The organism is Paraburkholderia sartisoli (assembly GCF_900107685.1).
Lineage (GTDB): Bacteria > Pseudomonadota > Gammaproteobacteria > Burkholderiales > Burkholderiaceae > Paraburkholderia > Paraburkholderia sartisoli.
Genome location: NZ_FNRQ01000004.1, coordinates 203,782 through 216,889, shown reverse-complemented (window position 1 = coordinate 216,889; position 13,108 = coordinate 203,782). Strand labels below are relative to the sequence as shown.

General features: G+C 62.5%; 11 protein-coding genes. 7 read left to right on the top strand and 4 right to left on the bottom strand.

Annotation, left to right across the window (positions count from 1 at the left end; all coding sequences use genetic code 11):
* Positions 1-32: 32 nt before the first annotated feature.
* The 5 genes from BLV45_RS14830 to BLV45_RS14810 all read left to right on the top strand — a co-directional run bounded on the left by BLV45_RS14830 (position 33) and on the right by BLV45_RS14810 (position 5,666).
* Complete coding sequence (locus tag BLV45_RS14830) at positions 33-1,562, top strand: sugar ABC transporter ATP-binding protein (protein WP_090534273.1); 1,530 nt, start codon at positions 33-35, stop codon at positions 1,560-1,562.
* Complete coding sequence (locus BLV45_RS14825; protein WP_090534271.1) at positions 1,559-2,623, top strand: ABC transporter permease; 1,065 nt, start codon at positions 1,559-1,561, stop codon at positions 2,621-2,623. Before BLV45_RS14830 ends, BLV45_RS14825 begins: the two co-directional genes overlap by 4 nt.
* Positions 2,616-3,623 carry an ABC transporter permease gene (locus BLV45_RS14820; protein WP_090534270.1) on the top strand — a complete coding sequence of 336 codons (1,008 nt, stop codon included), beginning with the start codon at positions 2,616-2,618 and terminating at the stop codon, positions 3,621-3,623. Before BLV45_RS14825 ends, BLV45_RS14820 begins: the two co-directional genes overlap by 8 nt.
* Positions 3,624-3,719: 96 nt before the next feature.
* On the top strand, positions 3,720-4,727 hold the full coding sequence (rhaS, locus tag BLV45_RS14815; RefSeq protein WP_090534268.1) for a rhamnose ABC transporter substrate-binding protein: 1,008 nt from the start codon (positions 3,720-3,722) through the stop codon (positions 4,725-4,727).
* 147 nt (positions 4,728-4,874) lie between these two features.
* Positions 4,875-5,666 (top strand): phytanoyl-CoA dioxygenase family protein, encoded by a 792-nt coding sequence (locus BLV45_RS14810; protein WP_245753278.1) that lies wholly within the window; start codon positions 4,875-4,877, stop codon positions 5,664-5,666.
* Between the two features lie 46 nt (positions 5,667-5,712).
* Here BLV45_RS14810 and BLV45_RS14805 read toward each other — a convergent pair whose 3' ends face one another.
* From BLV45_RS14805 to BLV45_RS14790, 4 genes are all read right to left on the bottom strand, one after another.
* On the bottom strand, positions 5,713-6,780 hold the full coding sequence (locus BLV45_RS14805) for a porin (protein ID WP_090534264.1): 1,068 nt from the start codon (positions 6,778-6,780) through the stop codon (positions 5,713-5,715).
* An 85-nt stretch (positions 6,781-6,865) separates the two neighbouring features.
* Positions 6,866-7,933, bottom strand: a complete 1,068-nt coding sequence (locus BLV45_RS14800; protein ID WP_090534262.1) for an ABC transporter ATP-binding protein — start codon at positions 7,931-7,933, stop codon at positions 6,866-6,868.
* Complete coding sequence (locus BLV45_RS14795; RefSeq protein ID WP_090534260.1) at positions 7,926-9,692, bottom strand: ABC transporter permease; 1,767 nt, start codon at positions 9,690-9,692, stop codon at positions 7,926-7,928. The genes BLV45_RS14800 and BLV45_RS14795 overlap by 8 nt, the downstream gene beginning before the upstream one ends.
* 104 nt (positions 9,693-9,796) lie before the next feature.
* A complete protein-coding gene (locus tag BLV45_RS14790; protein WP_090534686.1) occupies positions 9,797-10,849 on the bottom strand; it encodes an ABC transporter substrate-binding protein in 1,053 nt (350 codons plus the stop codon).
* A gap of 171 nt (positions 10,850-11,020) precedes the next feature.
* Here BLV45_RS14790 and BLV45_RS14785 point away from each other — a divergent pair, with 171 nt between their 5' ends.
* Together BLV45_RS14785 and BLV45_RS14780 are read left to right on the top strand one after the other, a co-directional pair.
* Entirely contained in the window at positions 11,021-11,692 is a 672-nt protein-coding gene (locus BLV45_RS14785) for a response regulator (protein ID WP_090534258.1), read from the top strand.
* A gap of 2 nt (positions 11,693-11,694) precedes the next feature.
* Positions 11,695-13,089 (top strand): sensor histidine kinase, encoded by a 1,395-nt coding sequence (locus tag BLV45_RS14780; protein ID WP_090534684.1) that lies wholly within the window; start codon positions 11,695-11,697, stop codon positions 13,087-13,089.
* Positions 13,090-13,108 lie beyond the last annotated feature (19 nt).

Genomic DNA, 13,108 nt, shown 5'->3' with positions numbered 1-13,108 from the left:
AGACGGGCGTCGCCTGATGGAGGAGACACGTAGTGCAGCAACAACCTTCCGGCGTACCGCGGCTTGAATTGACGCATGCGAGCAAGTCATTCGGCCGTGTGCGGGCGCTTTCCGATGCCGGGCTTGCGCTATGGCCTGGCGAAGTACACGCGTTGCTCGGCGAAAACGGCGCGGGCAAGTCGACACTCGTCAAGATTCTCGCCGGTGTCCATCGACCGGATTCAGGCGAACTGCGGGTGGACGGCGTTCTCCGTCAGTTCGCGACGCCCGCTGAAGCACGCGATGCGGGCCTCGCGGTGATCTATCAGGAACCGACACTGTTCTTCGATCTTTCGATCGCCGAGAATATTTTCATGGGCCGCCAGCCGGTGGACCGCGTCGGTCGCATTCAATACGATGCGATGCATCGCGAAGTGCGCGACCTGCTCGCGTCGCTGGGCGTCGACCTGCGCGCCGATCAACTGGTGCGCGGGCTGTCGATTGCCGATCAGCAGGTCATTGAAATTGCCAAGGCGCTGTCGTTGAACGCGAACGTGCTGATCATGGATGAACCCACGGCGGCGTTGTCGTTGCCGGAAGTCGAGCGGCTCTTTACGATCGTGCGGCGTCTGCGTGAGCGCGACGTCGCGATTCTTTTCATCACCCACCGGCTGGACGAAGTTTTCGCGTTGACGCAGCGCGTGACGATCATGCGCGACGGCGCGAAGGTGTTCGACGCGCCAACGTCCGAACTGGACACCGCTTCGATCGTCGCGAAGATGGTGGGCCGGGATCTGGAAAGTTTCTATCCGAAGGCAGACGTGAGACCCGGCGAAGTGCGGCTGTCCGTGCGTGGTCTGACGCGTACGGGGGTCTTCAAGGACGTCTCGTTCGACGTGCGCGCGGGAGAAATCGTCGCGCTGGCCGGGCTCGTCGGTGCCGGGCGAAGCGAGGTGGCGCGCGCGATCTTCGGCATTGATCCGCTCGACGCTGGGGAAATCCGTATCGCAGGCAAGCCGCTCAAACCAGGCCGTCCTGCGGCGGCCGTGCAGGCGGGCCTTGCGCTCGTGCCGGAAGATCGCAGGCAGCAGGGCCTCGCGCTCGAACTGAGCATCGCGCGTAACGCGTCGATGACCGTACTCAACCGGCTCGTCAGGCACGGACTTGTTTCCACGAAGAGCGAACGCGCGCTTGCCACGCAGTGGGGCACGCGGCTGCATCTGAAAGCGGGTGACCCGTCCGCGCCGGTCGGCACGCTCTCGGGCGGCAACCAGCAGAAAGTGGTGCTCGGAAAATGGCTCGCGACGAATCCGAAAGTGTTGATCATCGACGAACCCACACGCGGCATCGACGTCGGCGCGAAGGCGGAAGTGTATGGCGCGCTCGCGGAACTGGTGCGCGACGGCATGGCGGTGCTGATGATTTCAAGTGAACTGCCAGAAGTGCTCGGCATGGCTGACCGTGTACTCGTGATGCACGAAGGGCGCATCAGCGCCGACATCCCGCGCGCCGAGGCGAACGAGGAACGGATCATGGGCGCGGCGCTGGGCCAGTCCACGGTGAACCTGGGGCACGCGGCATGATGCGCCATTCGACAACTCCTCCGCGCGCGGCGCCCATGCAATCCACCGGGGCGAAACGCCGGACATCTGGTGCCGGCGGCCTGTTCGGCACGATCGCAAAGAGTCGCGAGACGACGCTATTTGTCGTGCTGATCCTGCTGGTGGTGGGGACCGCACTCGCCAGACCCCAGTTCCTCAATCTGCAGAATCTGCGTGACGTCCTGCTGAACGTGTCGATCGTCAGCCTGCTGACGGCGGGCATGACCGTCGTGATCCTGATGCGACACATCGATCTCTCGGTGGGGTCGACGGTGGGTGTGAGCGCCTATGCGGTGGGCAGTCTCTTCGTCGCGTTTCCGCACATGCCCGTGGTTGTCGCGCTTGCCGCGGGGCTCGTGATCGGTCTTGTCGCGGGCGGCATCAACGCGCTGCTCGTGGCCGTGGGCCGCGTGCCTTCACTGGTGGCGACGCTCTCGACGCTCTATATCTTTCGCGGCGCCGATTACGCATGGGTGCATGGCGGACAGATCAACGCGACAAGCTTGCCCGAATCGTTCTCACGGCTCGCGACGGGTGAGGTGTTCGGCGTGCCGTCGCTTGCGCTGATTGCGGTTGTCGTGCTGGTCGGTTTGTCGGTCTACCTGAAGCAGTTTCGCGGCGGGCGTGAGCACTATGCGGTCGGCTCGAATCCGGAGGCCGCGCGGCTTGCCGGCGTCAGCGTCGAGCGGTGTGTGATAAGGGGCTTTCTGATTAGCGGCGCGATTGCGGGTTTTTCCGGTGCGCTGTGGCTTGCGCGGTTCGGCACCGTCGACGCAAGCACGGCCAAGGGCATCGAATTGCAGGTCGTGGCGGCAGCGGTCGTGGGGAGTGTGGCGATCACGGGCGGCGTCGGAACAATTCTTGGCGCAACGCTGGGCGCGCTGGTGCTGGGTGTGATCAGCATCGCGCTCGTTGTGCTGCATGTGTCGCCGTTCTGGGAGCAGGCCATCGAAGGCGCGCTGATCGTCGTGGCGATCGCCGCCGATACGCTGCTCGCGCGCTCCGTCGCCAAACGCATGATGAGGAAACGCGACCATGGCTAAACCCGATTCCGCCTTGCTGACCCGCCGGCGCGAAACGCCGCTGCAATGGGAAGCGCTGCTTGTCGTCGTATTGATTCTGGCCTTGATTCTTGGGCGCGTGCTGTCGCCGGTATTCCTGAGCGCCGGCAATCTGGGCAACGTGCTTGCCGATCTCACTGAAATCGCGCTGATGGCGCTGCCGATGACGCTCATCATCGTGGCGGCGGAAATCGATCTTTCCGTGGCCTCGGTGCTGGGCGCATCTAGCGCGCTGATGGGCGTGCTCTGGCACATGGGACTGCCGATGCCGGTCGTCATCGTGCTGGTGCTGGTGTTCGGCGCGCTGGCCGGCTTGCTCAATGGTCTCGTGGTCGTGAAGCTGAACCTGCCTTCGCTTGCGGTGACGATCGGCACGCTCGCACTGTTTCGCGGCCTCGCGTATGTGCTGCTCGGGGACCAGGCAGTGGCCGACTTTCCCGCCGGATATACGGCGTTCGGCATGGACACGCTGTGGTCGAGCTTTATTCCGCTGCCCTTTATTATCGTGATCGTCTGCGCGGTGGTCTTCACCGTGGTGCTGCAGGCAACGGCCTTTGGACGCAGTCTTTACGCAATTGGTGCCAATTCCACGGCGGCTTCGTTTTCTGGCATCGATGTGGCCAGGATCCGCCTGCGTCTGTTCGTGACATCGGGTGTGCTTAGCGCGCTTGCGGGCATCGTGTACACGCTGCGCTTTACGAGCGCGCGCGGCGACAACGGCGAAGGTTTCGAACTGTCGGTGATCGCGGCGGTGCTGTTTGGCGGCGTGAGCATTTTTGGCGGACGCGGCTCGATGTACGGCGTGCTGCTGTCGCTGCTGATTGTCGGTGTGCTGAAGAATGCGTTGACGCTCGACGACGTGTCCAGCGAAACGCTGACTATCGTGACGGGTGTGCTGTTGCTCGCATCGGTGCTGATTCCGAATCTGGTTGCACGCTGGCGCGCGATACGCGACCGGCGCTTCATTGCCCGATCGGGTTGACCGGGCAGTAGCTGGATAACACAGCAGAGGCTGGACGTCAGGACGATTAACAACCCCGGGTATAAAAAGCCCGACACTATAACCAGGAGACATGCCATGAGAAGACCACTTCGTTGCGCGGGCGCGGCAGCGCTGTGTGCAGCACTGCTAGGCCTGAGCTGTGCGGCGGGCGCGGCCGAGCTCAAAAGCGGGCTGAAGATCGCCTTTCTGCCCAAGCAGATCAATAACCCGTACGAAGTCATCGCCGATGACGGCGGCATGGCCGGCATCAAGGAATTTCACGGCGTAGGCAAGGTGGTCGGTCCTTCGGACGCGGGTGCCTCGTCGCAGGTGCAGTACATCAACACGCTGATCACGCAGAAGCAGGACGCGATCGTGATCGCCGCGAACGATGCGAACGCGGTCGTGCCGTATCTGAAGAAAGCCATGTCGGACGGCATCAAGGTCGTGACATTCGACTCCGACACCGCGCCTGATGGACGTCAGCTTTTCGTGAACCAGGCTAACGCGGAAAGCATCGGGCGCGGCCAGATTCAGCTCGTGTCGAAGCTGATGGGCGGCGAGGGTGAATTCGCGATCCTGTCGGCGACGCCGAACGCGACCAATCAGAACACCTGGATCAAATGGATGCAGGAGGAGCTGAAAAAGCCGGAGTATGCGAAGCTCAAGCTGGTGAAAATCGCGTACGGCAATGACGACGACCAGAAATCGTTCGTCGAGACGCAAGGTCTCCTGCAGGCGTATCCCAACCTGAAGGCGATCGTCGCACCGACGTCGGTCGGCATTGCGGCGGCCGCACGCTATATCTCGACTTCGTCGAGCAAGGGCAAGGTTGCCGTGACGGGGCTCGGCACACCGAACCAGATGCGCGCGTTCGTCAAGAACGGCACCGTGAAGGCGTTCCAGTTGTGGGATCCGGGTCAACTCGGCTATCTCGCCGCTTATGCTGCTGCGAACCTCGCGTCGGGAACGATCACGGGCAAGGAAGGCGAATCGTTCGAAGCGGGCAAGCTCGGCAAGCGCACGATCGGCCCGAAGGGCGAAATCATCCTTGGACCGCCGACGACGTTTGACTCAAGCAATATCGACAACTTCAACTTCTGACGGTATGGCAATACGCCTGAACGCTTGACGGTTCAGGCGTGAGCCTCAAGTTGCCGCGTGACTGCATCACGAATGCGACCGCGCTTCGGCAGATCCGGCGACTGCCATTCAGCGCGGCATGTACATGAACGGATAACGGAGACGACCGTGAGTCGATACACCGCCGTGGAGCACGCTGCGTTTGCGCGCGATTTCGAACGCGACGGCATGGTTGTATTGCGCAACCATTTTCCGCAGGGAACGCTCGCTGCATGGCAACACGCGTTTGCACCGTTGCTGCAGGCAAAAATCGACGCGAAGGCCACGGCGGTGCGCGGCGAAAACCGTCACTACGTCACGCTCCCTTTCGTCGGCACGTTTGCCGACGAAAGTATTTTCTGCGATCCCGACGTGCTCGCCATCGTCGAGCGGGTGGCCGGGCTCGATCCGGTGATGTGCCAGCTTGCCACCGACACGCCGCTTGCCGGTTCCACTTACCAGGACGTGCATCGCGACACACCCGAACTTTTCGAGGGCGAAGCGGAAACACCCTCGTTCCAGCTGGCGGTCAATTTTCCGCTATGCGACGTGACCGCGGAAAACGGGCCGTTCGAAACGACGCTGGGCACGCACAGGGTTAACAAGGAAGAAGCGATGGCCGCATACGGGCGGGGCGAGTATCCGCTGGTTGCCGTGCCGATGAAACTCGGCGACGTGATGATCCGCGACGTGCGGGCGCTGCATCGCGGTACACCGAACCGCACGCCGTTGCCGCGTCCGATGGTTGTCATCGGCTATAGCCGTAGCTGGTATTTCCGGCCGGAGGTACATATCGATGTGCCGCGCGATGTGTTCCAGTCGTTGAGTCCGCGCGCGAAACGCCTGTTGCGCAGCATGCCTCAGGTGGACGACGCAGGCGTGCTCGCCGATGGCGAGAGCTATCTGAAGTTTGCGTATTGAAGCAGATTGAAACAGGAGGGCGCTCTTTCGGGCGCCCCCGTCTGCCTTAGAACCGGTGTTGAATGCCGGCCGTCACCCCTGCCTGCGTGTCGGCCGCGCCGGTCAGGTCGCGCGACAGGCTGACCTTGCTGTCATGCTTTGCCATCGCATAGCCGCCCGACAGGTACAGCACCGTGCGCTTCGACAGCGCGTACTGGCCGCGCAGCGAGAACAGCGTCGGATCGGCATCGCTCCCGCCCTTGATGTTCTGATGATAGACCGCGCCATAGAGCGTGAAATACGGCGTGAAATCGTAGGAGCCACCAATCCAGTACATGTCGCTCAACAGCGTCGGCGACGCGTTGGTGAACGTGCGACGGTAGTTGCGGTAGCCGGCCATTGCCTTGGCAGCGCCAAAATCGTAGCTCAGGCCCGCGTGAATGCCCTGGATATAGTTCGTTGTATCCGCCGGCGTCACGCTGTCGCTTGCGCCGTTTTGACGATCGAACGTGACGACTGCCGCGAACGGACCGTTGCCATAGCCGACCGCGAAATCGTATTTCGAGCTGCTCTTCATGCTGCCAGGCACGTTTCCGAAGCCATACAACGCGCCCAGTTTGAAGCCCGCGAATGTGCCGTCGTAACGCACTGCGTTAGCGGAGCGCGAGAACAGGCCGTCCTTGCGGCCGCCCGTCGCGTTCGACGACGTCGCCCACGAGTAGTTCGGCGCATACGCCATCGGATCGAACGGCAGCATGTAGTCATACGTGACCGTGAACGTACGACCGAGCGTCAACTGACCGAAGCGGCTTTTCAACCCGACCGTTGCACGGCGGTCGAAGAGCGCGCCAGGGCCGTCGTCCAGCGAACCATTTGCGACGTTAATGCCGCTTTCCAGCTGGAAGACCGCCTTCAATCCACCACCCAGATCCTCGACGCCACGCAGGCCCCAGCGCGAGGTATTCTTGCCGCCCGACACGAGCCGCGCCGCGCCACCGTCGCTGCTCGCGTGATTCACGTATTCGACGCCCGCGTCGACGATGCCGTACATCGTCACGCTCGACTGCGCCTGTGCCATGCCGGCCAGACCCACACACGACGCGCCAAACGCCAACCTTGCCATACTCGACTTCATCATCTTCTCCTGTGGTTTCATTGTTTTACTGACCGCTAACTTTTTGCTGCCAACCCCGGTACCGCGACTGCCCGAGAAACGCGCTTCAGTTCGCCTGCGCGAATGCCCAGCAGTCGCTGGCCGGAAACTCGATCCAGTGCCTGCCGGCGGCGCGCGGCACGTTGCCGAACGCACGCAGGCGCAGCGCCCCGCAATGGAACAGGTATTCCCAGCGATCGCCGAGATACATCGATGTCACGAGATCGGCCTGCAGGCGGTTGGCGCCCGGGCCATCGGCGACCTGCACGCGCTCGAGGCGGATCACGGCCTGTGCGGCCTGGCCTTCCTGCATGGCCTCCCGCGCGACGGCCTGCAGTTGCCAGCCGTCGCCGGCAAGCGTGACGCGCTCGCCATCCACGGCCGCGACGCGCGCATCGATGCGGTTGTTGCTGCCCATGAATTCGGCGGTGTAGAGCGAGCGGGGCGCGCCGTAGAGTTCGGCGGGTGTGCCCTCCTGTTCGATGCGGCCGTTGCGCAGAAGCAGGATGCGATCCGACATCGCCATGGCCTCGGTCTGGTCGTGCGTGACACACAGCGCGGAAAGACCCAGCGAAACGATCAGTTCGCGCAGCCATGCGCGTGCCTCTTCACGCAGCTTCGCGTCGAGATTCGACAACGGTTCGTCGAGGAGAATGACGGGCGGGTTATAGACGAGCGCACGTGCAATTGCGACGCGCTGCTGCTGGCCGCCTGAAAGTTGATAGGGATAACGTGCGGCAAGATGGCCGAGACCGAGTTGGTCGAGCGCATCCTGCACGCGCTGTTTCTGTTCGGCACGCGAGACGCGTCGCAGCTTCAGGCCATAACCGACGTTGTCAGCGACAGTGCGATGCGGCCATAACGCGTACGACTGGAACACGAGTCCAAGCGAACGCTGCTCGACGGGCAGGTCGACGCCGGAAGCGCCATCGAAAAACACCTGATTGTCGAGTTGAATGCGACCTTCGGAAGGCTGTTCGAGCCCGGCGACGGCGCGCAGCAACGTGGTCTTGCCGCTGCCTGAAGCGCCGAGCAGGCAGACCACTTCGCCGGCCTTGAGTTCGAACGACACACCCTTCAGGATCGGGTTGCTGCCATAACTCAGGAACAGATTGTCGACAGAAAGCTTATCCATGAAGTTTGACTCCGAAGCGCAGGGCCACGCCGAGTCCGACGCCGACCATCGCAATGTTGATGACAGAAAGCGCCGCGACCTGATCGACCGCGCCGGTTGCCCACAAGGACACCAGTAGCGCGCCGATCACTTCGGTGCCGGGCGACAGCAGATAGACAGCGGTCGAATATTCGCGCTCGAAGATCATGAAAATCAGCAGCCACGCAGCGAGCAGACCGAAGCGCACGAGCGGCAACGTGACGTCGAGACTGACGCGCGCGCGTGTCCCGCCGACGCTGCGTCCCGCTTCTTCGAGCTCGGGGCCGACCTGAAGCAGCGCGCTCTGGATAAGGCGCATGCCGTACGCGAGCCACACCACCGTGTACGCGATCCAGATGCTCCACATCGAGTTCTTGAGTTCCTTCAGGCCCGGCACGAACAGAAAAATCCACAGGAACGCGAGGCCCGCGAGCAACCCGGGGACCGCTCGCGGCAGCAGCACGAGATAGTCGAGCAGGCGCGTGGCCCAGTCGTTGCGGCGATGGCCGGCGAATGCGACGAGCGAATAGAAACCCACCGCGAGCGCGCCACCGAACACGCCGATACCGAGCGTGTTGAGAATCGCGCGGACGAGATTGTCCTGTTCGAACAGATCGGTGAAGTTCGCGAGCGTCAGCACTTCGGCGAGGTTCACGCCTTCACCCCAGTTCGTGACGAAGGCACGCAGCACGATGCCCGACAGCGGCACGAATACCGTCAGCAACAGCCAGACCGCGACGATCGCCAGCGCGACCCAGCGCCATGCGCCGAGCGGCAATACGGTTTGACGTCCCGCCTTGCCCTTGACCGTCACGAAGCGGTTCGCGCTTTTCAGGAGGCGCCGCTGCAGCAGCACGAGCGGAAACGTGATCGCGATGATGCACACGGCGACCGCGGCCATCAGGTGATACGACGGCGTGCCGAGCTTGTTGGTGAGCTTGTACAGATACGTCGCGAGGACGAGATGGCCTTCGGGATCGCCGAGCACGAGCGGCAGGCCGAATACTTCAAAACCGAGGAAAAACACGAGCACGCCCGCGAAGAGCAGGGCGGGCATGGTCATGGGCAGGCTGACATCGAGCGCGACGCGAAACAGACGCGCACCGGCGACGCGCGCCGCTTCTTCGACATCGGAGCCCAGGTTGCGCAGCGCCGCCGACGAATACAGATAGACGTGCGGCACATGCGTGAGACCGACGATGATCGTGATGGCGAAAATCGAATAGACGGTCCACGGCGCATCTGCTGCACCGAAGAGATCCTTGAACCACACCGAATAAAAACCGACCGGACCCGCCGCGACCACATAGCCAAACGCGAGCACCATGGGGGAAATGAACACCGGCATGAGCAGCAACGGTTCGAGCCAGCGACGTCCCGGCAGGTCCGTGCGCACCATCAGGAATGCCAGCACGCCGCCGAGCGGGATCGAGATGAACAGCATCCCGCCCGCGATGATGAAAGAGTTCTTTACGGCCGACCAGAAATCCGGATCATTGAAAATGAACGTGAAGCCCGTGACGCCGATCGTGCGGTTGGCGTCGAAGAACGGTGCATTCAGCAGGCTCTGGAAAAGAATGAAGCCGAGCGGCAGGGCCACCGCGATGGTCAATACCGCGACAACGACCCAGCGCAGCAGCCCCGCGAGCGGCCACAAGCCGCCCGTGGGCAGCGCGGGCAGGGTGCCTTTGAATGGCAGTGGCTGGCCGCCGCGACGCCCGTTTGCGCCAGTAGAAAGCATGAGTGTTCCCCTGCGGCGTTGCAGCCGCATATCGACAGGTGATGAGCGAAAGGAAGGGCGCCCACGCTGATATGGCATGGGCGCGCCGGAGCGCGTGTGTTACATCAGCGCTTGATCGACTGCTGCCATTGCTTCAGGAATTCGAGGCGTTTCGACTGGTCGAGATAGACGAGCAGGCCCGCGCCGATCGGAATCGGCTTGAGCGAATCGCCCAGCTGTCTGGTGAGGCCGGCCATCGACGTTTCGCCATCGACGTCGGCGCGAATCGAGAACAGGTTCGCCTGGTTCGCGAGGAGCGTCTGCCCGCGTTTCGACAGCAGATAGTCGACCCACAGTTTCGCCGCGTTCGGGTTCTGCGCCTTCTTCGAGATCGTCACGAGGCGGCTCACGACCTGCGTGTAATCCTTCGGATACACGTAGCCAATCGACGGATCTTTCTTTGCCTTCGCAAACGCATACGAGCCGAGGATGTTGTAGCCGATCAGGTTTTCGCCGGACGAGATGCGCTCCATCATCGCACCGGTGCTCGACTGCAGCTTCGGACCGGTTGCGCCCATGGTCCTCACCAGATCCCAGGTGACCTGCGGATTCACCCGCACGTCCTGTGTCAGATAGTTGAAGCCGACACCCGATTTTTCGATGTCGTAGGTCGTGACCTTGCCCTTGAACCTGTCGGTCTGCGTCTGCAGCAACCTGATCAGGTCAGCGCGCGTTTGCGGCACTTCACCGGCGGGGACGAGGCGTTTGTTGTAGACGATCGCGAGCGGTTCGTACGTGGTGCCGTATGCCTGCTTCTGGTACTGCGCCCATTGCGGCAGATGCGACGTTTCCGGCGATTCGTAGGTGGCCATGAGTCCGTCGTTGACGAGCTTGACCTGCAGGTCCATCGCCGAGCTCCAGAGCACGTCGGCGCTCGTGCTGCTCGCGGCGTTTTCGCTGATGAAGCGGTTGTAGAGCTCGGTGCTGTTCATGTCGTTATATTCGACCTTCACGCCGTACTCGCTTTCAAAATCCTTGATAAGCGGTCGCACCAGGGCCGTGTCAGTGACCGAATAGACGATCAGCTTGCCTTCCTTTTTCGCGCCGTCGATAACGGCCTGGTAGTTACCCGGATAGCCCTCTGGAACCTGCGCCCACGCGGCACCGGTGGCGAACATGATGGCTGCGGCAAGGCACTTCAGTGATGTCTGCACGTCTTCCTCCAGAAAACATTGATTGTTTTGTGAAAGCGGATGGTAAGGGTTGCGTGCTTTCTGAACGCTTTCAATTTGTGGGGAAATTGAAGGAAAATACCGGTTTCGCCTTATGGATTTCCCTGGGTTACTGTCATGCGCGTTCTGCTGGTTGAAGACAATCCGATTCTTTCCCGCTCCCTCACTGATGCGCTCACGGGCGCGCGTCTGACGGTCGATTGCATGTATGACGGGGAAGCCGCCGATCACGTCCTGCGCACGCAGGACTACGCGCTGGTGATTCTCGATCTCGGCCTGCCGAGGCTCGACGGTCTCGAAGTGCTGCGACGCCTGCGTGCGCGACGCAACCTGGTTCCCGTGCTGATCCTCACGGCGCACGGTTCTGTCGAAGACCGCGTGAAAGGCCTCGATCTCGGCGCCGACGACTATCTCGCGAAACCGTTCGAACTGACCGAGCTTGAAGCGCGCGCCCGCGCACTGATTCGTCGCAGTCACGGGCATGAACCGTTGCGGGCGCAATGTGGCCCGCTTGCATACGACAGCGTGGACCGCGGATTCAGCATCGATGGCGAACCCCTTGCGCTGACGCCACGCGAGCGGGCGGTGCTCGAAGTCCTGATCCTTCGCAACGGTCGTGCGATCAACAAGGAAACGCTGTCGCAGAAGATCTTCGGGCTCGACGAATCCGTGAATGCCGATGCGATCGAAATCTACGTGTACCGGTTGCGCAGGAAACTTGAACACCATGCGGTGGCCATTGTGACGCTGCGCGGCCTGGGTTATCTGCTTGAAGCAAAGCCGCAATGAGCGTGAAGCGTCTCAACCTGCGCATGCAGCTGGCGTTGTGGTTGCTGCTGCCATTCCTCGCGCTGCTGGCCTTCGATTCCTGGCTGACCTATCAACGCGCCATGAGCGCGGCGCATGTCGCGTTCGACCGCACGCTCGAGTTCTCGCTGAAGTCGATTCGTGAAGGGATCCGGTTGCACGATGGTGAGATCGAAGTCGATTTGCCCTATCTCGCGCTGGAGATGCTCGAATCGAACGACGGCGGCAAGATCTACTATTTGATTCGTGAAGAAAACGGCCACCCGGTGACCGGTTATGCCGACCTGCTGCTGCCTTTGAACAAGACCGCGGAGCCGTATGCGACGCATTTTTATGACACGACGTTTCGCGACCAGCCGCTGCGCGTGGCGGCACTACGCCTGCCCGTGCATGACGTACCGAGCGCGCAGACGCGCGTCGTGTGGGTCATGGTCGGCGAAACGATCGAGGCGCGTCAGGCGCTGGCGCGCCAGATACTGACGGGTTCGGTGCAGCAGGAGGGGCTTCTGGTCGTGCTCGCGCTCGGCATTGTCTGGCTCGGCGTGGGACGTGGCCTGCGACCCCTCAACCGGCTTTCCGCACGCGTAGCCGCGCGCGCGGACGACGATCCCACGTCGCTCGATGCCGTCGGCCTGCCCAGTGAAGTCGTGCCGCTCGTCGATTCGATCAATCAATACATTGGACGCACGCAGCGCATGCAGTTGTCGCGACGGCGCTTTTTCGCGGACGCCGCACATCAGTTGAAGACACCGCTAGCGGTGATTCAGGCCGAGTCCGAACTCGCGTTGCGTGACGGCGAGGGTGGTCGCGAAGGCGTGCATCTGCGTCGTCTGAACCGTGCGGTCCGGCAGGCGGCGCAGATCGTGCAGCAGCTGTTGTCGCTGTCGAGACTCGATGCCGACAGTGGCTATACGTTCGTGCGGGGGGCCGTGCAACTGCACAAGGTGGCGCGCAGTGTCACGCTCGACTGGTCGCCGGTCGCGCGATCGCGTGGCATCGACCTGGGCTTCGAGCAGGACGCACGCGTCGAGGTCAGCGGACAGGCGGAACTGCTAGCCGAGCTGACCGGCAACCTGATCGACAACGCGATACGCCATGCAGGTGACGAAGCGGTCATTACCGTGCGCGTGGCGTATGTTGCCGGTGGCGCGCTACTGCAGGTCACGGACAACGGTCCGGGCATCGCGGCGGAAGAACGTGACGCGGTGTTCGAGCGGTTCCATCGGGGCGCGGCGACGCCGGCGGTCGAGGGTAGCGGGCTGGGGTTGTCGATCGTGCGGGAGATCGCACGCGTGCACGATGCGCGGATCACACTCGACGATGCAGTGGGCGGCGGACTCGTTGTCAGCGTGCATTTTCCGGCGGCCCGTATTGCGTGACTGACTGGGCGTACGCAGG

Coding starts and splice junctions, on each gene's coding strand:
- BLV45_RS14825 (WP_090534271.1), top strand. CDS start 1,559: ATGATGCGCCATTCGACAACTCCTCCGCGCGCGGCGCCCATGCAATCC.
- BLV45_RS14820 (WP_090534270.1), top strand. CDS start 2,616: ATGGCTAAACCCGATTCCGCCTTGCTGACCCGCCGGCGCGAAACGCCG.
- rhaS (WP_090534268.1), top strand. CDS start 3,720: ATGAGAAGACCACTTCGTTGCGCGGGCGCGGCAGCGCTGTGTGCAGCA.
- BLV45_RS14805 (WP_090534264.1), bottom strand. CDS start 6,780: ATGAAGTCGAGTATGGCAAGGTTGGCGTTTGGCGCGTCGTGTGTGGGT.
- BLV45_RS14800 (WP_090534262.1), bottom strand. CDS start 7,933: ATGGATAAGCTTTCTGTCGACAATCTGTTCCTGAGTTATGGCAGCAAC.
- BLV45_RS14795 (WP_090534260.1), bottom strand. CDS start 9,692: ATGCTTTCTACTGGCGCAAACGGGCGTCGCGGCGGCCAGCCACTGCCA.
- BLV45_RS14790 (WP_090534686.1), bottom strand. CDS start 10,849: ATGTTCGCCACCGGTGCCGCGTGGGCGCAGGTTCCAGAGGGCTATCCG.
- BLV45_RS14785 (WP_090534258.1), top strand. CDS start 11,021: ATGCGCGTTCTGCTGGTTGAAGACAATCCGATTCTTTCCCGCTCCCTC.